The sequence below is a fragment of the Microbulbifer sp. JSM ZJ756 genome, assembly GCF_044383805.1.
GTDB classification, from domain to species: Bacteria; Pseudomonadota; Gammaproteobacteria; order Pseudomonadales; family Cellvibrionaceae; genus Microbulbifer; species Microbulbifer zhoushanensis.
The window spans coordinates 107,778-125,469 of record NZ_JBISER010000006.1; the positions used below are offsets into that span (position 1 = coordinate 107,778).

A 17,692-nucleotide genomic window follows, 5' to 3' on the forward strand; every position below is an offset into this window, starting at 1 on the left:
AGACACACGGGAAAAGTTTTAGCTCGCCGGTGCCCGGGACCTGCCTCACTATTCCCGCTCGCCCCGTTGCAGGTGTAGTGGTACCGGCGGCTCCCAGCTGCGTACGTGCACATCGCGCTGCGGGAAGGGTACCTCGATGCCGCGCTGGTTGAACTCGCGCAACAGCTCCAGGTTATAGAGGGCGTAGGGGTCCCCCAGGGGCGAAACCATATTGCTGTTTACCCAGACCACCAGCTTGAAGTTCAGTGCGTTGTCACCGAATTCCATCAGCCAGACCTCGGTCTTGCGCTGCCAGTCGGTGTGGGTGATGTTCACCCGCTCGGCCGCTTCCATGGCCGCCTCGCGCACGACATCGGGATCCGAGCCGTAGGCAACCCCGAACGGCACATGGATACGCCGCACCGGGTCATCCAGTGTGTGGTTGATCACCCGCCCGGCAACGAACTCGGTGTTGGGCACCAGGATATCGATATTGTCGCGCGTGGTAATGCGTGTGGAGCGGACATTGATGTCGCGTATACGGCCGAACACCCCCGACTCCAGCTCCACCAGGTCGCCGACCCGCAGCGGCTGTTCGAACAGCAGGATCAGGCCCGAGATAAAATTGGAGAAGATTGCCTGCAGGCCGAAACCGATACCCACCGACAGGGCACCGGCAACCAGTGCCAGCTTCGACGTATCCAGTCCCAGCATGACCAAAGCCACTAACAGGCCGGTTGCGATCAGGCAGTAGTGCAGCACCCGCCCCAGATTATACATGGACGATTCGCTGGCCCGGTTTTTGGCCACCAGCCGGCCGAGGAAGCGGCGGGCGAGGTTGGAAACCACAAAGGCCCCGATCAGCACCAGCAGGATTTTGGCGATGTCCCGCAGGGAAATCGGGTTTTCCGCGATACTGAACAGTTTGTAATTCGCCAGGTTGCGCCAGCTGGTGGCCACCACATTACCCAGGTAACCGGCCTGCTCGCGCACGGTGCGCCACCACCCCTGGCGCTGCTGGAATACCTTGAGGGCCGCGGACTCATAACGCAGGGCATCCTCAACCAGGTCATCGATGCGGGTTACTGCGTTACTGACTTTTTCGAAGTAATTCCACCAGCGGTTCATTACCTCACTGTCTTCCCGCCGCCAGCTGGCCACCTGTCGCTGGCGTACGTTCAGCTCGCGTAACGTCTTATCCACCACGCCCCGCGCTCGCTCCACCAGCTCGCGACTCTGCACCAGGTTCACGTCTTCCGCGTCCGGGTTGAGGACGTTGTTCATGGCCAGCAATTGCTCCAGCTTGTGCCGGCGCAACTGCTCTTCCGTTTCCTGCAGGCGCAACTCCATCAGTCGCAGCTCGCGCTCCAGTCGCAAGCCGGGATCGGCTGAGCGCGGCCGGGTTTCGGCCAGCTGCTTCTCCTGGGCGGAGGTCTCGCTGATCGCCTCCTCCTTCTTCTCGATATCCTGCTGCAGTTTTTCCGCGGCCGCTTCACTGTACTGGAGTTCCGCCAGCATGCGCTCCAGCTGCTGCTCGGCGAGCCGGATTTCCTCTTCCCAGGCAGAGGTCCGTTCCGCCACGGTCTTGCGGCGCTCCACCACATCCAGGTGACGCAACTGGGCCAGCAGCAGGTTCAGGGTGGCCACCTGCACCGCGGTGGGATCGCCACTCACTTCCCGCAGCGCCGCCACCTGCTTGCGCAACCGGTCGAGGGAGGCGGCCTGGGATTCATCGAGACTCTGCGCTTCCAGCTGCATGCTGGAAAGGCGCCGGCGGGACTGGGCGACAATCTGGTCAGTCTGGGCCCACTGCAGGACATTGGGGTTCTGCGGGTATTCGACGTCGGGCAGGAAGGGGGTTTTCTGGTATTCCCGGTAACGGTCCCAGGTATTGTCGATGTCCTCCAGCGTGGTAGTGATCGAACGGGCGAGATCCTGTACCGGTTTGCTGTCCGGTAGTTTTTCGCGTCGCTCCTGCCAGGCTTCCCGCAATTCCCCATACCACTGCTCCCGTTGTTCCCGGGTGGCGTCGGGCCAGCCGGTCCACCAGTCAGCGGAGAGGTTATCGAAATCGGGAATCTCCGGCGCAAACTCCTCGGGCTTCTTGGTGCCGGGTAATTGCGCCAGTGCCTGGCAGGAAAAAAGAGTCAGCAGTAATGCCAGCAGGAAAGCTGCCGCCCGGGAGGGCAATGGCAGTGTTGCGCCACGAGCGCACGGAGGGGAAAGTCCGGGATCACCCACCATAGCCGTATCAGTCCATGAAAGTCCCTGGCGCAAGAAATGCACGAGCGCGCGGGTGCCGGATGCATCCGCGGACTCAGTTTTCAGTGTAGTCCAGCCGCTTTTCCAGCCTGTCAGCACCGATAGATTCGCGCCAGGTCGGAGCGGTTGCGGCTGTCCCGGTCGCGATAGTGACGGTGGCGGTGGCGGTGGCGGTGGCGGTGGCGGTGGCGGTAATGTGCATGGCAGGCACTCAACCGCCCAAGTCCATGCAATGGACGCAGAACCCCACAGTCAATGTGGCATCCGGCTGCTGGAGAACCGCCTCAGCTGGCGCCGCCGCGAGCCACGACCGGTCCCGCAACCAGATCACGACACTGGCCAGGATTAGCCTTCAAAGTCCGCCGGCTAGCGGCCGGCGCGGGAGGGACTATGCAGCGGCCAGCGGATGTCAGAGAAAGTGCTGGACCTTGTTCTTGTAGCTGCGACTCATCTTGAGGCGTTCGCCATTATTAAGCACCAGGTGGTACTCGCCGTTGATATGCGCGCATATCTCCCGCACCCGGCCCAGGTTGACGATAGTGGAGCGATGGATCCGCTGGAATTTCGCCGGGTCCAGCTGCTGCTCCAGCTCCTTCATGGTGATACGCATGACATGGGTCTCGCCATTGGCGTGCACGCACATGTAGTCACCGGCGGCATCGATCCAGTCAATGTCGGCGGCGGGCACCAGGGTGATCCGGCCCGCATCCTTGATGGCTATCTTTTCCGGGTAGCGGCTACCGCCCCACTCCCCCTGGAGATCTCCCGCCGCCAGTTTCTGTTCCAGCACCTCGGGGGATTCGCTGGTAAGGTCCGCCACCGCTTCCAGCAGCTGCTCCCGCTGGGTGGCAATATCAGCGCTGGCGATCTTGTTCCGCACCCGCTCCATGGCGGTCCGCAACCGCTCTTCCTCGATGGGCTTGAGCACGTAGTCCACGGCATTGACCTCGAACGCCTCCACCGCGTACTGGTCGTACGCAGTGACAAAGACCACCTGCGGGATCTCTTCCCGCGGCAGTTGCTGGACCATCTGCAAGCCGTCGACCCCGGGCATCTGGATGTCCACAAACAGGACATCCGGCCGCAGTGCCGGCACCTGCTCCAGGGCCTCGCGACCATTGCTGCACTCGCCGATCACCTCTACATCACCCAGGGCCTGCAGCCGCAGGCGCAGGCCCTTGCGGGCCAGGGGTTCATCGTCAATGACGATGGCTCTCAGTCTGTCTCGGTTGCCACTCATGTCTCGATTCCTGTTGGTAGGGAATTCTTATATGCACTGCCAGCCCTCCCTCATTGCGGTTGCGGAAGCGCACCTTCTGCTCCGGGCCATAGAGTGCACGCAGGCGCTCGCAGGTGTTGCGGATACCCACGCCCTGCCCGGACCCTAGGCCAGCCAGCACCTCCTCGGATACGCCAGGGCCATTGTCGCTTACCTCCAGCAACAGTTCACCGGCAAACACCCGCGCCTTGATATTGATCTCGCCGCCCCACTCCCGCTGTGAGATAGCGTATTTGATCGCATTTTCCACCAGCGGTTGCAGCAACAGGCTGGGCACCAGTGCCCGCGGCGAGTCGCCATCCAGGTCGACGTTTACCGCCAGGCGGTCATCGAAGCGCACCTTCTCGATATCCAGGTAGAGCATCAGCGCCTCGACTTCCTTGGCCAGGGTGACCTTCTGCATCGGGTCGTTATCCAGCGAGTGGCGCAGGAACTGCGACAGGCGCGACACCATGTCGTTGGCCGTGCGCCCCTGGCTGTCCAGGATCAGCGTGGAGATGGCATTGAGGGTATTGAAGAGGAAATGCGGATTGAGCTGGTAGCGCAGCATCTTGAGCTGCGCCTGGTGCGCCATGGACTCGGCACGCAGAGCCTTGGCCTGCTGCGCCAGCGAGGTCTGGTAGTACTTGATGCCGTAATAGAGCGCCGCCCAGGTCATCAGGATCAGGAATGAGTAGGAAAACCAGTAGACGGCCAGGACTGCCGGGTGCTCGCCCTTCTCGGTGCCGTAAAGCCAGGCCGAGCCCGCGAACTTGATTGCCGCCCAGAGGACCGCCGCCAGCGCCACCACGCCCAGGGACCCGAACAGTCGCAGCGCCGGGGGCTTGTTCCACAGGCGCTGGAAACCTCGCCGCATGACCTCGGACAGCAGCACGCCGGACGCGGTGGCCGCGGCGATATAACCGGTATGCAGCCAGTGGTTCTCCACCCAGAAGAAGCTGCCGACAAACGTGAGCAGGGTGTAACCGCCCCAGCCGGAAAGCTGCAGGGCCCGGTATTGCCAGCGATGCGTGGCGAGCCTCTCGGCCAGCCAGTGAAAGACATTGTTGCCCATATGGTTCCGCAATTGCGCGCGGACCGGGATCCGCGCAGAATTTACTGCCGGGAAGCCGCCGATGCGGCCACTGGGGCCGAACGGGGCCCTTCCCACTTTGGTCAAACATACTAATTGCCCGCTGCCCCGGGCGAAATACCGCCGGGCGCAGCCTGGCAACAGACTGCCGCAGGAGCCCCCTTGAACTACTGGCTTTTCAAGTCCGAACCCGATGAATACAGCCTGCAGGACCTGGCCGCTGAGCCGGACCGCACGGGACGCTGGGACGGGATCCGGAACTACCAGGCGCGCAATTTCCTGCGGGACCGGGTGCGGGAAGGGGACGGGGTGCTGTTTTACCACAGCGCCTGCCGGGTGCCGGCCGTGGTGGGCACCGCCGTGGTGGTCCGGGAGGCCTACCCGGATCCGGCCCAGTTCGACCCCGAATCAGCCTATTTTGACCCCAAGGCGACGCAGGAAAAACCGCGCTGGTTTTGCGTGGATATACGCTGGCAGGGAGAATTCGCGCGGCCGGTGCCGCTGGCGACGATCAAGGCCGACCCCGACCTGCAGGAAATGGTGCTGGTAAAGCAGGGACGCCTGTCGGTGCAGCCGGTGGCCGCGGGTGAATGGCGCCACCTGCTGCGAATGGGACGGGGCTGATCCCCGGCGCCGCTTATTGGGCAGGGGCCGGTTCAGCGGGGGCCAAGGACATCCCCCGGTGTGGGTTGCTGGTTGGAGGGACCGTCGCAGGAACAGCCCCGGCGGCCGGTTGAGGTCTCCCACTCGCGGTAATTCTCCCCGCGACACTGCATACGCAGGCTCTGGCAATGGGAGCTGTAGCGAATCCGGCTGTCACTGGCATTCTCCAGGAATATCTGTGCCAGGCTGCTACAACCGCCCAGGCCCATCACAAGGCCCAGCGTGAGAATAAATTTTCTTATTTTCATAGTTTAAAGGCCCATTATGCTCTTGCCAGCTGACTATAGCCCGGCCGGGGCACCGCAGACCAGCAGTGGGCTAGACAAAGTCCGCGATTTCCCCCAGCGGCTTCTTGTCGATGGCCGGCACCTCCGCCCCCTCGGCCGGCAGGCCCGCCACCAGGATCATATACGGCTTTTCCGTGGCCGGGCGCCCGAGGATCTGGTTGAGGAACCTCATCGGGCTGGGTGTGTGGGTGAGTGTCGCGACGCCGGCGTTGTGGAGGGCGGCGATCAGCATACCAGTGGCAATGCCCACCGATTCGGATGTGTAGTAATTCTTGCGCCGCTCGCCGTCCCCGGCACTGGTGAATTTTTTCAGGAACACCACGATCAGGTAGGGCGCCGTCTCCAGGAAGGGTTTGTGGGCGTCGGTGCCCAACGGCTCCAGGGCCTGCAGCCACTCCTCCGAGGCACGACGCTGGTAAAATTCACGCTCCTCCTCTTCCGCCGCCAGGCGGATCCTGCGCTTGATCTCCGCACTCTCGGCCACCACGAAATGCCAGGGCTGCATATTGGCCCCGCTGGGGGCGCTGCCGGCAGTGCGGATCGCATCCTCGATGACCGCACGGGGCACCGGCGCGGCACTGAAGTCGCGCACCGTGCGCCGCCGGCGCATCAACTGGTAAAACGCGCTGGCGCGGCTGCACATCTCTGTCTCACCCAGCGGCTCAAACTGCAGCGGCACAAACTCACCCGGGGCCCCCATCAGACCACCCCCTTGGTGCTGGCAATAAAGAGGCTGAGCAATGAGAGCAGGGTCAGCACCCCCACGATCACACCGAGCAACAGCAGCGGGCGGAACGGCTTGCGCTCGGTCTCGTTGACGCCGCTGTGGAGGAATCTGTCGACCCGTGCCTGGTCCTCGTCGGAAAGTTTTTTCTTATCGTTCATGGGATATTTCGCCTGTTGTTATGCCCCCGGGTCCGCGCGGAGAGTTCAGGAGCAGTTTAGGAGAAAGCCGCTGACGGTAAAAGCGGCCGGCAAGCAGGCAAAAAAAAGCCCCGCTGGGCGGGGCTGGCAAGGCTGCTTGGAAACAGGTCGAGGGGGCCGCTTACAGCGGGGCTGCCTACAGCAGCTCCTCCTCGATATCCATCAGGCTGTGGCTGCCGGCATCGACACTGGCGGCCAGTCCGCGGGTGCGCGGCAACAGGCGCTGGAAATAGAAGCGCGCGGTCTTGACCTGTCCTTTGTAGAAGCTGTCCCCATCCACTTTAGGCAGGGCCACGGCGGCAGCCTTGGCCCACATAAAGGCGTAGGCCACGTAACCGAACAGGTGCAGGTACTCCACCGAGGCGGCGCCCGGCGCGTGGGGGTCGGCCTTGGCGGCCTCGATGATCTTTCCGGTGACATCCCGCAGCCGCTGGAGCTCTTCCGCCAGCGGCTGTACGAACTCGGCCAGGTGTTCGTTATCGATGTGCGTGTCGACGAACGCCTGCACGTCGTCGGCAAACAGGTTGAAGAAGGCCCCGCCGTTGGCGACGGTCTTGCGGCCCACCAGGTCGAGAGCCTGGATACCGTTGGTGCCCTCGTAAATCTGGGTAATGCGCACGTCGCGCACCAGCTGCTCCTGGCCCCATTCGCGGATATAGCCGTGGCCGCCAAACACCTGCTGGCCGGTCACGGTGCAGTCCAGGCCCATATCGGTGAAGAAGGCCTTGGCTACCGGGGTGAGCAGGGCCACCATCGCTTCCGCGTTTTTCTTCTCATCACCCTCACCGAACTTGGCGATATCCAGCCACTGCGCCACGTAAGTGGACAGGGCGCGGCCGCCACCGATCAGCGCTTTCTGGGTAAGCAGCATGCGGCGCACATCCGGGTGTACGGTGATCGGGTCAGCGGCCTTGTCGGCCTGCTGCGGGCCCGCCGGGGAGCGGCTCTGGATACGCTCGCGGGCGTACTCCAGCGCGTTCTGGTAAGAGCGCTCGGAGGCGCCCAGGCCCTGGATGCCCACACCCAGGCGCTCGTAGTTCATCATGGTGAACATGGCCGCCAGGCCCTTGTTCACCTCGCCCACCAGCCAGCCGGTGGCGCCGTCGAAGTTCATCGCGCAGGTGGCGGAGGCCTTGATGCCCATCTTGTGCTCGATGGAACCGCAGTTGACCGCGTTGCGCTCGCCCAGGCTGCCGTCCTCGTTCACCAGGAACTTCGGCACCAGGAACAGGGAGATCCCCTTGGGTCCCTTCGGCGCATCGGGCAGCTTGGCCAGCACCAGGTGGATGATGTTCTCGGACAGGTCCTGGTCGCCGCCGGTAATAAAGATCTTGCTGCCGGTGACCTTGTAGCTGCCGTCGTCCTGCGGCTCGGCCTTGGTACGGATAATGCCCAGGTCGGTACCGGCGTGGGGCTCGGTCAGGTCCATGGCACCGGACCAGGTACCCTCGTACATCTTCGGCAGGTACTTCTGCTTCAGCTCCTCACTGCCGTGGGCATCGAGCGCCAGGCAGGCACCGGCAGTCAGCACCGGATAGAGGGCGAAGGAGATATTGGCGGAGTTGATCATCTCCTCGACCTGTGCGCCCAGCATTTTGGGCATGCCCATGCCGCCGTATTCCGGGTTGCCCAGCAGTGCGCCCCAGCCGCCCTCACAGAAAGTGGCATAGGCTTCCCTGAAGCCCGCCGGAGTAGTGACCACGCCGTCGTCCCACTGGCAGCCCTCTTCGTCGCCGGAGCGGTTGATCGGGTCCAGGGTGTTGGCGGCGAGCTTGGCCATTTCCTCGAGAATCGCGTCAGCGGTCTCGCGATCCACCGCGCCGGCCAGCCCGGGCAGGCGTGCCCAGAGCTCATCCGCAGCAAAAACTTCGTGCAGCAGGAAGTTCATCTCCCGCAGGGGGGCCTTGTAGTCAGCCATGCTCCGTGTGCCTCATTCAGTTGTTTCAAACAGCCGTTTGAATCTAGGCGCGCAGCAGGGACTTGTCAACTGTCTTTGCATGCACCGGAGGCGCGGACAGGCAGATGGGGGGATGCGGGCTCTCGACCGGATACCCGCAGCCCGGGCCAGTGGACTCCAGCGGGAACCCACTGGCCCGTGCTCAGGAAAGGAGCGGATCCAGGCCCAGGTGCTCCGCAGCGACACGGTAGTCGGCCGCCTCATCGAACGGCACCACCCCGAGCAGCGGGGCCGGCAGGAGGTGGTGCAGTGTGGCCAGGTTTTCTTCCGGGCGCGCCATGCCCTCGCGGGCAAAGTTGGCCACCCAGCCGGCCAGCTGCAGGCCATCACGGCGTATCGACTCTGCAGTCAGCAGTGCGTGATTGATGCAGCCCAGCTGCATTCCCACCACCAGGATCACCGGGATATCCAGCTCCCGCGGCAGGTCGGACAGGAACCCGCGCGGCCCCAACGGGGTGCGCCAGCCCCCCGCCCCCTCGATCAGCACCAGGTCGGCACCGCTATTCATGACCCCGCGGCACACGCCGGCCAGGCGCCCCACGTCCAGGCGCTTGCCCGCCTCCATCGCAGCAATATGGGGGGCGATGGCCGGTTCGAGCGCGATCGGGTTGACCTGCTGGTAGGGCAACTCCATGGTCATCGCTTCCTGCAGCAGCAGCGCGTCGGCGTTGCGCAGGCCCTCATGGGTGCACTCACAGCCGGAGGCCACCGGCTTCACCGCTGCCGTCTGCAGCCCGCGAGCGGCAGCAGCGGCCAGCAGGGCCGCGGTCACATGGGTTTTACCGACCTCTGTGTCGGTGCCGGCAACGAAAAAGGATCTGGCCACTGGTACCCCTCCTGAATTTGCAGTTTTTTTCTTGACGCCTCTTTAAACGCCGTCTACTTGCTGATAAATTACCCACTTAGAGTAATTATTAATCAGCCGGCCGCTGTATATAGCCCCGGGTTAGGATAATTTCTCCAATGAAAGTCCCGGGTTTACCGGGCTGGCAATCAAGGACAGCGCTGTCACCCAGCATTGCCATCAAAGTCGCACCGTATGTGCCGTGCCGCCGGAGCCACCCAGCGTGACTCCTGACCGCCGCGCCATGCGATAGCAGGGAAGCTGACACAACCGGAACCTTGACCAACCAGACGCGTTACCGAGATTATGCGATACATTGCTTTTGCCCTGTTGCTGCTTGCCCCGTTCTTTGCCTCCGCCGCTGTGACCAAGGCGGACGAGGTCGTCGTGTACAAATCCAAGGCGCTGATGCAGCTGAAGAAAAATGGCCGCGTGCTCAAGAGCTACAAGGTCTCTTTTGGCGACAACCCCCGTGGTCACAAAATCCAGCAGGGTGACGAGCGCACGCCGGAAGGCCGCTATACCCTCGACTGGAAAAACCCGCAGAGCCGCTTTTACCGCTCGATCCACATCTCCTACCCGAACCGGGCGGACAAGGCCCGCGCACGGCGCCTGGGTGTCAATCCCGGTGGCGATATCATGATCCACGGCATCAAGCCGCAGTGGACCGGTATGGAAGATTACCTGAAAAGGATGAACTGGACCGACGGTTGTATCGCGGTGAACAACCGTGAGATGGACGAGATCTGGGCCATGGTGGATACCCCCACCCCTATCTCCATCTACCCCTGATCCCCTCCGGGACCAGCTAGATCATCCGACGGGCGCCCGCTGTACAGCCGGCGCCCGTTTTGTTTTTCGACGCCTGCCCGGCCTCGAGATCCAGGTAGAGCAGCTCGTAACTGGCCGGCAGGCCGGCGGGCGTCCGCCACTGCTCATAGGCTTCCGCCAGGGCCTGCAGGCGCGCGCGGCCGGTCAATCCGCGCCCGGCATCGCGATTGACGTTATGGGCACCGATGGTTTTCAGCTCCCGCATCAATTCCATCACGGTATCGAAGTGCAGCACCCGGCCCTCGGACTTCAGCGCACCGGACAACCCGGCCCCCCTCGCAGCCGCTAGCCAGTCACCGGCGGGGAGAAAACGATTGACGTGCACACCGCCATCCACGGCGGCCCAGCTGCGCCGCAGTTCATCCAGGGTCCCCGGGCCGAGTGTTGCCACCTGGCAGCTGCCATTGTCCGCCAGCACCCGGCGCAGCTCGGCAAACAGCCCCGGCAACCGGTAACACCACTGCAGCGCCATGCTGGAGAACACCAGGTCGACACTGGCGTCCGCCAGCGGCAGGAATTCCGCGTCGGCGGCAATATAGTGGTCTGCCACCGGGCGTTCGCGACGCGCGTAGTCCAGCATGCCCTCGGCCAGGTCCAGCGCGATGATCTCGGCGTCGGGATATCGACGGCGCAGCAGCTCACAGCCGTAACCGGTGCCGCTTCCCAGGTCGAGAATCCGCTGCGGTGGCCGGCTGGTTTCCAGGCGGCCCAGCAGCTGCCGGCACACGGCCCGCTGCAGGTGGGCTGCCCGGTCGTAACTGCTGGCGGCGCGCCCGAAGGAGCGCGCCACCGCGCGCTTGTCGAAGGGCGCCCCGTCGCTTTCGGTTTCGTGGATTCCCTGGAGAAAAACACAGAGTTGCTTCGCCACCAGTCCGGGGCAGGAGAGCTGCGGCATATGGCCAGCCCCCTCCAGCACCCGCGCATCGGCGCCCAGCGCCCGCAGCTCGGCCGCTGCTGCCACGGGCACAAGCGCGTCACCCTCACCGAGCAGGTGCAGGGCGGGCACGCGCGAATCCTGCCAGCCGGCTATCAGGGCGCGATTATCCCAGCGCCCCAGAACCTCCAGGGCCCGCCCCCAGGCGGGCCCGGTCACGGGCTGTATCCACTGTTTCAGTTGTTTCATGACTGGCCGCATCGCCCGGTCGCCCCGGGCCTGCAGGCCGCAGAACTGCGCCTGCGTCGCCGCCGGATCCGCGGCAAAGCCGCGGCAGAACTGTTCGAATACCCGCGGCTCCATCCCCGGCCACTGCTCGCGCCCGACAAAACTGGCGTTGGCTCCGATGGTGCACAGGCCACGGATTTTGCCGTTGCCGTCCCGGGCCTCGTGCGCCGCCAGCCGCAACGCCAGCATGCCCCCCAGGGAGTGCCCCACCAGCACACAGGGCCCGGGTAAACGGGCGGCGATATCGGCGAGCAGGGTTTCGTCATCGGGCCAGGGTTCGCCGGCGCGACTGCCGAAGCCCGGCAGGTCGATGGTGACTGTGGGCAGGTCGGAGGATTCCCCCAGCTGCGTGCACAGTGGCTCCCAGATGCGGCTGTCACCGCCCCAGCCGTGCAGGAATACCAGCGAGAGGGACTCATTCACGATTGCTCTCCCGTGGTCACATCGCGGGTAACGCCACCGGGCAGTGCCGCGGCCAGGGCGGCGAGCAGGCCCTCGACCTGCGCTGCGCTGTGGGCGGCGGACAGGGTAATTCGCAACCGCGCGGTACCGGCGGGCACCGTCGGTGGGCGGATGGCACCTACCAGGTAGCCCTGTGACTGCAGCCGGGCGGCGACCTGCACCACAGTTTCCTCGCACCCCAGCTGCAGTGGCTGGATGGCGCTGGCGGAGGGCATGAGAGGCAGCCCGAGCTCGCCTGCCCGCTGGCGGAACTGGTCGATACGTGCCTGCAAACGGCGGCGGTGGGCGGGCTCGCCCTGCATCAGCTCCAGCGCGGCGATGCTGCCGGCGGCCACCGCCGGCGGCATACCGGTGGTATAGATATACGGGCGGGCGAACTGCACCAGGAAATCCACCAGTTGCCGCGAACCGGCAATAAAGGCACCAGCGTTGCCCGCCGCCTTGCCCAGGGTACCCATCAACACCGGTACCTGCTCCGGTCCCAGGCCCGCAGCCGCCGCACTGCCGGCGGCAGGCAGCTCATCGCTGCCCATGACCCCGAAGCCGTGGGCCTCGTCCACCATCAGCCAGGCGTCGTACTGCCGGCACAGCGCGGCAATCCCGGCCAGGGGGGCACAGTCGCCGTCCATGCTGTAGACACCGTCCACCGCCACCAGGATATTGCCGCCGTTGCGCTGCGCCCGCTGCAACTGGCGCTCCAGTGCAGGCAAGTCGCTGTGGGCAAAACGCAGGCTCTCGGCGCGGCACAGGCGCGCGCCGTCGATCAGGGAGGCGTGGTTGAGCTTGTCGGAGATGATGTTGTCGCCGCGCCCCACCAGGGCACAGATGGTGCCGACATTGGCCATATAGCCGCTGGAGAATACCAGCGCCGCCTCGCGGCCGGTAAGTTCGGCGATTTTCTGCTGTAGCTGCTCGTGCACCTGCAGGTGCCCGTTGACCAGGTGGGAAGCGGTCGCACCGGCGCCCAGCCCGGCCCCGGCCTGCTGCGCGGCAATGACCGCCGGATGGGTGGCCAGGCCCAGGTAGTCATTGCTGCTGAAAGCCACCAGCGGAGCGCCGTCCACTTCCGCTTCCGGCCCCGGCGCGGCGGCCAGGGTTTTCAGCTGGCGGTAAAGCTTGCGCTCGCGGCGCTCATCGAGGCGCTGGCGGAGCATATCCGCCAGCGGACTGGCGGCAGTCATTTTGCGGCGTCGTAGAAGTAGGGGTCGTTTTCCTGTTCGGCGATGCGGGCACCGAGGTCTGCCTCCACCTCGGATTCATCCGCGTACTGCTGGTACTCCTCCGGCTGGATGCCCAGGCGGGCGAACAACTGCATGTCCTCGTTGGCCTCGGGGTTACCGGTAGTGAGCAGCTTCTCACCGTAGAAAATCGAGTTGGCACCCGCCAGGAAGGCCAGCGACTGCATCTCGTCACTCATCGCCTCGCGCCCGGCGGACAGACGCACGTGGGACTTTGGCATCATGATGCGGGCCACGGCAATGCAGCGGATAAACTCGAACGGGTCCAGGTCCTTCTCATCTTCCAGCGGGGTGCCGGCCACTTTCACCAGCATATTGATCGGCACCGACTCCGGGTGCTCCGGCAGGTTGGCCAGCTGCATCAGCAGCCCGGCACGGTCCTTCTCGCCCTCGCCCAGGCCGACGATACCGCCCGCACAGACTTTCATGCCCGCGGCGCGAACCCGGTCGAGGGTTTCCAGGCGGTCCTGGTAGGTGCGGGTGGTGATGATCTCGCCGTAGTACTCCGGCGAGGTATCCAGGTTGTGGTTGTAGTAGTCGAGCCCCGCCTCGGCCAGTTCGCGGGCCTGTTCGTCCTTCAGCATACCCAGGGTCATGCAGGTCTCCAGCCCCAGCGCTTTCACTTCCCGCACCATGCGGGTGACATACGGCATGTCCTTTTTCTTCGGTGAGCGCCAGGCGGCCCCCATGCAGAAACGGGTGGCGCCACTGGCCCTGGCCGCACGCGCCTCCTCGACCACCTTTTCCACCTTCATCAGTTGCTCCCGCTCCAGCCCGGTATCGTAGCGGGCGCTCTGTGGGCAGTAGGCGCAATCCTCGGGACAGGCGCCGGTCTTGATGGAACAGAGGGTGCTCACCTGTACCCGGTTGGGATCGAAGTGCATGCGATGCACCTGCTGGGCGGTAAACAACAGGTCATTGAACGGCAGCGCGAACAGGTCCAGGACCTGCTGGCGGGTCCAGTCGTGGCGCTCCCCGGCGTACAGGGAGGAGGCGTTGGTCATTTGCTGGGCGGCGGTCACAGGGGTAGTCTCCCATCGATTATTGGCGGCGGCTTGTTATGGATGGCACCGGTAAAGTCGCCAGTTTAGCGGTGGCCGGACCGCTGTCAACCAAATGGCCAGGGAATGGTTTACAGACTGATTTCACATTTTTTGTCACGCAGGCTGGCACTGTGCCTGCTGTGCAGCCGCCCTGCGGGCACTGCCGCCGGCATCTGCCATGCCTGCAGCGCGGATCTGCCGCAACTGCAATGCGCCTGCCCCCGCTGCGCCCTTCCCCTGCCGGTGGCGGCCACCTGCCCCCGGTGCCTGCGCCGGCCTCCGGCCTTCGACGCGGCACACTGTGCCTGGCACTACGCCTACCCGGTGGCGCAGCTGGTGCGACGCTTCAAGGACCGGGGGGATATGGCGGCGGCGCACAGTCTCACAATGCTGGCGGCTGCACAGCTCGGCCCCCCGGCCCCACCGCCCGATATCCTGGTCCCTGTTCCCCTGCACTGGCGCCGCTACTGGCAGCGTGGCTTCAACCAGGCCCAGGTGATCGCGACAAAGCTGGGGGATGCGTGGGGGCTCCCGGTCCATACCGGCAAGCTGCGCCGGGCCAGGGCCGGCGCCAGCCAGCGGGGACTCGACCGGCGGCAGCGGCTGCGCAACCTGGAGGGCTGCTTTGTCGCCCGCGGGCGATTCGATGGCCTGCATGTGGGGCTGGTGGATGATGTGATGACCACCGGCGCCACCCTGGAGGCGGCGGCGCGCACCCTGCACTCCGCCGGTGCCGTGTCTATAAGCGCCTTCGCACTGGCCAGAACCCCCTGACACTCCGTCCTCAACGGAAATAGACCGGAAAACGACATCCCGTCAGAATAGCGCCCCACGCCAGCCTGGCACCGGAGTCTCAATCCGGGGGCAGCGCTGCTAACGTTATACCTAGTGACCAGCCGCTCGCACGCCGTCGAGCGCCAGACGGGAATCCCAGCGATGAGTGACAACAAGCTGCCGCGCAGTGTGGTGATCAGCGGCACCGGCCTCTGGACACCGCCCCATTCGATCAGCAACGAAGAGCTGGTCGACGCCTACAACCGCTTCGCCGAGCGCTTCAACGCCGAACATGCGGATGCCATCGAGGCCGGAGAGATAGCTGCCAGGCCGCTGTCATCGGCGGAGTTCATCGAGAAGGCGTCGGGTATCAAGAGCCGTTTTGTGGTCAGCCGCGAAGGTATCCTCGACCCGGAACGCATGCGCCCCTACCTGCCTGAGCGCGCTGACGACGAGCTCTGCCTGCAGGCGGAGATGGGCCTGGCCGCCGCCAGGGACGCGCTGGCCGCCGCCGGCAAGAAACCGGGGGATATCGATGCGGTGATCGTGGGCGCATCCTACCTTCAGCGGGCCTATCCCGCGATCGCCATCGAGATCCAGGGTGCACTGGGCATCGACGGCTTTGCCTTCGATATGGAAGTCGCCTGCTCATCCGCCACCTTCGCCCTGCAGCGCGCGGTGGATACCATCTGCTCCGGTGCGGCGAAAACCGTGCTGGTGATCAATCCGGAGCTGGCCTCGCCCCAGGTCGACTACACCGACCGTGACAGCCACTTCATTTTTGGCGATGTGGCGGTGGCGAGTGTGGTCGAGAGCGCCGAGACCTGTACCGCCGACGATGCCTGGGAGATTCTCGGCACCCGCGCAAAGACGGTGTTTTCCAACAACATCCGCTCCAACTTCAGCTACACCTCCCGCGCCGCGGATGTGGATCCGTTCGGCGATGGCAAGCTGTTCCGCCAGAACGGCCGCAAGGTGTTCAAGGAAGTCTGCCCCATGGCCGCCGCGCACATTGAGGAACATGTCCGCGAAACCGGGGGCGCCCCTGCAGAGCTGGCCCGCTACTGGCTGCACCAGGCCAATATCAACATGAACAACCTGATCGCGCGAAAGCTGATGGGCGATGGCGCCAGTGAAGAGCGCGCCCCGGTGGTACTGGACCGCTATGCCAACACCGGCTGCGCCGGCTCGGTCATTGCCTTCCACCTCTATCGCGACGACCTGCAACCGGGCGACCGGGGGGTCATCTGCTCCTTCGGTGCCGGCTATTCCATTGGCAGCCTAGTAGTGGAAAAGGCCCGCCGCTGATTGCGGCTCCTGCCGCTGGAAACGGGTGGTCCGGCGACCACCCTGCCCCCTCAATTGCCGCTCAACCCCACCTTTCGCCCCTTTGCCCCTTTGCCCCCACCCGGCACCCGCGGGCCCGCACCCTCTTCACTGCCCACCCCGGCTGTCCCGATCAGTGATGACCAACCTTACTCGAAGACCGGCTTGAGAGTGATATTTGCTCCAATAAAAAGCATAGATCGAGATATACAGTTTATTTTTCACATATTCTTAATATATGCAGACTAGATTTTATCCGAACTGTAGATATAATCGCCGCCTCATCCAGTGATTGAACCCAACGGCCCGCTTAGCGGCCCCCGATATCCAGAAGTACCATGTCAACTGCCACCACCATTACTCCACCGGAGATGCCCGCCATTGAGGCGCCCCCCGGCCACACCCTGTGCCGGCGACGGGAGCTAGTGCTGGACATCTTTGCCATGAACAGCTTCTCCTGGGCCGTTGCCATCCCGATCGAGCTGCTGCTGGCCGGCATGAGCCTGCAGGAGCATATCCAGGTACGCCTGATGGCGGTGGTGTTCAATACCCTGATCGCGCGCCCGTTCGGGGTCTATCGCCACTGGGTGGCGGACCGCTTTGGCGGGCGTGGGCCGGTCAATGCCTACCTGCTGGACACCTTTGTTTTCCTCAGCTTCCAGTTCCCGCTCTACGTGGGCAATATGTTGCTGGGCGGCGCCAGCTGGGCCGAGATCGCCACGGCCAGCGCCACCTTCCTGGTCATTGCCGGCGCCCTGGGCCGGCCCTACGGAATTTATCTCGACTGGCTGCGCCGGATGTGGATAAATAGGCGGTCCCGCGGCATCGACGCCACCATGACGCTGGATCCGCAATGAGGTCAGTAGTGCTGGAAAACGAGATAAAGAACAGTGACCTGACCATCGGCATCGTCGCCGGCACCGCCACAGACACCCAGTTCGGGCTCACTTTCCTTGCCGAGCGCCAGGTCCGGGGTATCGGCCTGTCCCTGTCCGCATCTCCCCAGGCCCAGACCAACCTGCAGGCCCTGGATCGCAACGCCCTGACCAGCCAGCTGGTGGATGCAATTGTCGAGCTGCACCGGGCCGGCGCCGATGCGGCCATGATCTACTGCAACTCCCTTTCCGGTGCCGTGGACCTGGAAAAGGTGCGCGCCTCGGCCCCGATCGAGGTGATTTCCCCACTCGATGTCTATGCCGAACTGACCGGGCGCTATCGCAACTTCGGCCTGCTGGCGGCCAACTGCCAGAGCTGTGCCAATATCGAGCGCGAGATCCTTTCGCGCAACAATACCGCCAAGGTCATCGGTATTGGCAATCTGCAGATCGTCGAGGACATCGAGGACCAGATCCCGCCGGAGGTGATCGTGCGCCAGCATGCCCTCGACGACCTGGCCGCCGCCCTGGTCAAGAGCGGTGTGCAGATCCTGATCCTCGGTTGCACTCACTTCGATTATTTCTATCCGGAGCTGCTGCGTCACTGCGAGGGCATCCACCTGTTCCTGCCCTCTGAGCGCATGCTGCAGTTGTTGCGGCAGAGGCTGCCCTGCGCCGCCTGACAGGGCGCCTCAGTTAGTACCAACGCACCCC

Annotated in this window: 18 protein-coding genes; 6 read left to right on the forward strand and 12 right to left on the reverse strand. The window is 64.3% G+C overall.

The annotated features are described in order from the left end of the window. Positions 1-48: 48 nt before the first annotated feature. From ACH6CX_RS11235 to ACH6CX_RS11250, 4 genes are all read right to left on the reverse strand, one after another. The gene (locus ACH6CX_RS11235) at positions 49-2,223 is read right to left on the reverse strand and encodes a mechanosensitive ion channel domain-containing protein (RefSeq protein ID WP_237064202.1); all 2,175 of its coding nucleotides are present in this window, start codon (positions 2,221-2,223) and stop codon (positions 49-51) included. 73 nt (positions 2,224-2,296) lie between these two features. Then, complete coding sequence (locus ACH6CX_RS11240; RefSeq protein ID WP_396675431.1) at positions 2,297-2,443, reverse strand: hypothetical protein; 147 nt, start codon at positions 2,441-2,443, stop codon at positions 2,297-2,299. 207 nt (positions 2,444-2,650) lie between these two features. Beyond that, the gene (locus ACH6CX_RS11245) at positions 2,651-3,481 is read right to left on the reverse strand and encodes a LytTR family DNA-binding domain-containing protein (RefSeq protein WP_232940770.1); all 831 of its coding nucleotides are present in this window, start codon (positions 3,479-3,481) and stop codon (positions 2,651-2,653) included. Continuing rightward, a complete protein-coding gene (locus tag ACH6CX_RS11250; protein ID WP_233006715.1) occupies positions 3,441-4,670 on the reverse strand; it encodes a sensor histidine kinase in 1,230 nt (409 codons plus the stop codon). Before ACH6CX_RS11250 ends, ACH6CX_RS11245 begins: the two co-directional genes overlap by 41 nt. Before the next feature lie 84 nt (positions 4,671-4,754). Here ACH6CX_RS11250 and ACH6CX_RS11255 point away from each other — a divergent pair, with 84 nt between their 5' ends. After that, a complete protein-coding gene (locus ACH6CX_RS11255) occupies positions 4,755-5,216 on the forward strand; it encodes an EVE domain-containing protein (protein WP_232940769.1) in 462 nt (153 codons plus the stop codon). Between the two features lie 32 nt (positions 5,217-5,248). Here ACH6CX_RS11255 and ACH6CX_RS11260 read toward each other — a convergent pair whose 3' ends face one another. The 5 genes from ACH6CX_RS11260 to bioD form a co-directional block, all read right to left on the reverse strand. Further along, positions 5,249-5,503, reverse strand: coding sequence for a hypothetical protein (locus ACH6CX_RS11260; RefSeq protein ID WP_232940768.1), 255 nt, complete (start codon positions 5,501-5,503; stop codon positions 5,249-5,251). 70 nt (positions 5,504-5,573) lie between these two features. Continuing rightward, positions 5,574-6,242, reverse strand: a complete 669-nt coding sequence (locus ACH6CX_RS11265; RefSeq protein WP_232940767.1) for a nitroreductase family protein — start codon at positions 6,240-6,242, stop codon at positions 5,574-5,576. Beyond that, positions 6,242-6,427 (reverse strand): DUF3094 family protein, encoded by a 186-nt coding sequence (locus tag ACH6CX_RS11270; RefSeq protein ID WP_232940766.1) that lies wholly within the window; start codon positions 6,425-6,427, stop codon positions 6,242-6,244. The genes ACH6CX_RS11265 and ACH6CX_RS11270 overlap by 1 nt, the downstream gene beginning before the upstream one ends. 175 nt (positions 6,428-6,602) lie before the next feature. Next, positions 6,603-8,384 (reverse strand): acyl-CoA dehydrogenase C-terminal domain-containing protein, encoded by a 1,782-nt coding sequence (locus tag ACH6CX_RS11275; RefSeq protein WP_232940765.1) that lies wholly within the window; start codon positions 8,382-8,384, stop codon positions 6,603-6,605. A gap of 181 nt (positions 8,385-8,565) precedes the next feature. Continuing rightward, positions 8,566-9,249: a dethiobiotin synthase gene (gene bioD, locus ACH6CX_RS11280; protein ID WP_232940764.1), complete on the reverse strand. Its 684-nt coding sequence runs from the start codon at positions 9,247-9,249 to the stop codon at positions 8,566-8,568. A gap of 324 nt (positions 9,250-9,573) precedes the next feature. Between bioD and ACH6CX_RS11285 the strand changes: the two genes are divergently transcribed. Then, entirely contained in the window at positions 9,574-10,059 is a 486-nt protein-coding gene (locus ACH6CX_RS11285) for a murein L,D-transpeptidase family protein (protein WP_232940763.1), read from the forward strand. A 16-nt stretch (positions 10,060-10,075) separates the two neighbouring features. On the opposite strand, the gene bioC is transcribed toward ACH6CX_RS11285, so the two are convergent. Genes bioC through bioB form a run of 3 tightly spaced genes read right to left on the reverse strand, consistent with a single transcriptional unit; the run spans position 10,076 to position 13,964 of the window. Next, positions 10,076-11,683, reverse strand: a complete 1,608-nt coding sequence (bioC, locus tag ACH6CX_RS11290; RefSeq protein ID WP_334079132.1) for a malonyl-ACP O-methyltransferase BioC — start codon at positions 11,681-11,683, stop codon at positions 10,076-10,078. Next, a complete protein-coding gene (gene bioF, locus ACH6CX_RS11295; RefSeq protein ID WP_237064201.1) occupies positions 11,680-12,903 on the reverse strand; it encodes an 8-amino-7-oxononanoate synthase in 1,224 nt (407 codons plus the stop codon). Before bioF ends, bioC begins: the two co-directional genes overlap by 4 nt. Next, on the reverse strand, positions 12,900-13,964 hold the full coding sequence (bioB, locus tag ACH6CX_RS11300; RefSeq protein ID WP_233006714.1) for a biotin synthase BioB: 1,065 nt from the start codon (positions 13,962-13,964) through the stop codon (positions 12,900-12,902). The genes bioF and bioB overlap by 4 nt, the downstream gene beginning before the upstream one ends. A 150-nt stretch (positions 13,965-14,114) precedes the next feature. Here bioB and ACH6CX_RS11305 point away from each other — a divergent pair, with 150 nt between their 5' ends. The 4 genes from ACH6CX_RS11305 (at position 14,115) to ACH6CX_RS11320 (ending at position 17,661) form a co-directional block, all read left to right on the forward strand. Beyond that, positions 14,115-14,777, forward strand: coding sequence for a ComF family protein (locus ACH6CX_RS11305; protein WP_237064199.1), 663 nt, complete (start codon positions 14,115-14,117; stop codon positions 14,775-14,777). 162 nt (positions 14,778-14,939) lie between these two features. After that, a complete protein-coding gene (locus ACH6CX_RS11310) occupies positions 14,940-16,085 on the forward strand; it encodes a beta-ketoacyl-ACP synthase III (protein WP_334079133.1) in 1,146 nt (381 codons plus the stop codon). Between the two features lie 356 nt (positions 16,086-16,441). Beyond that, a complete protein-coding gene (gene alaE / locus ACH6CX_RS11315) occupies positions 16,442-16,960 on the forward strand; it encodes an L-alanine exporter AlaE (protein WP_232940758.1) in 519 nt (172 codons plus the stop codon). After that, positions 16,957-17,661 (forward strand): aspartate/glutamate racemase family protein, encoded by a 705-nt coding sequence (locus ACH6CX_RS11320; RefSeq protein WP_232940757.1) that lies wholly within the window; start codon positions 16,957-16,959, stop codon positions 17,659-17,661. Before alaE ends, ACH6CX_RS11320 begins: the two co-directional genes overlap by 4 nt. The last annotated feature ends 31 nt before the right edge of the window (positions 17,662-17,692 follow it).

Coding starts and splice junctions, on each gene's coding strand:
- ACH6CX_RS11235 (WP_237064202.1), bottom strand. CDS start 2,223: ATGGTGGGTGATCCCGGACTTTCCCCTCCGTGCGCTCGTGGCGCAACA.
- ACH6CX_RS11240 (WP_396675431.1), bottom strand. CDS start 2,443: ATGCACATTACCGCCACCGCCACCGCCACCGCCACCGCCACCGCCACC.
- ACH6CX_RS11245 (WP_232940770.1), bottom strand. CDS start 3,481: ATGAGTGGCAACCGAGACAGACTGAGAGCCATCGTCATTGACGATGAA.
- ACH6CX_RS11260 (WP_232940768.1), bottom strand. CDS start 5,503: ATGAAAATAAGAAAATTTATTCTCACGCTGGGCCTTGTGATGGGCCTG.
- ACH6CX_RS11265 (WP_232940767.1), bottom strand. CDS start 6,242: ATGGGGGCCCCGGGTGAGTTTGTGCCGCTGCAGTTTGAGCCGCTGGGT.
- ACH6CX_RS11270 (WP_232940766.1), bottom strand. CDS start 6,427: ATGAACGATAAGAAAAAACTTTCCGACGAGGACCAGGCACGGGTCGAC.
- ACH6CX_RS11275 (WP_232940765.1), bottom strand. CDS start 8,384: ATGGCTGACTACAAGGCCCCCCTGCGGGAGATGAACTTCCTGCTGCAC.
- ACH6CX_RS11285 (WP_232940763.1), top strand. CDS start 9,574: ATGCGATACATTGCTTTTGCCCTGTTGCTGCTTGCCCCGTTCTTTGCC.
- bioF (WP_237064201.1), bottom strand. CDS start 12,903: ATGACTGCCGCCAGTCCGCTGGCGGATATGCTCCGCCAGCGCCTCGAT.
- bioB (WP_233006714.1), bottom strand. CDS start 13,964: ATGACCAACGCCTCCTCCCTGTACGCCGGGGAGCGCCACGACTGGACC.
- ACH6CX_RS11310 (WP_334079133.1), top strand. CDS start 14,940: ATGAGTGACAACAAGCTGCCGCGCAGTGTGGTGATCAGCGGCACCGGC.
- alaE (WP_232940758.1), top strand. CDS start 16,442: ATGTCAACTGCCACCACCATTACTCCACCGGAGATGCCCGCCATTGAG.
- ACH6CX_RS11320 (WP_232940757.1), top strand. CDS start 16,957: ATGAGGTCAGTAGTGCTGGAAAACGAGATAAAGAACAGTGACCTGACC.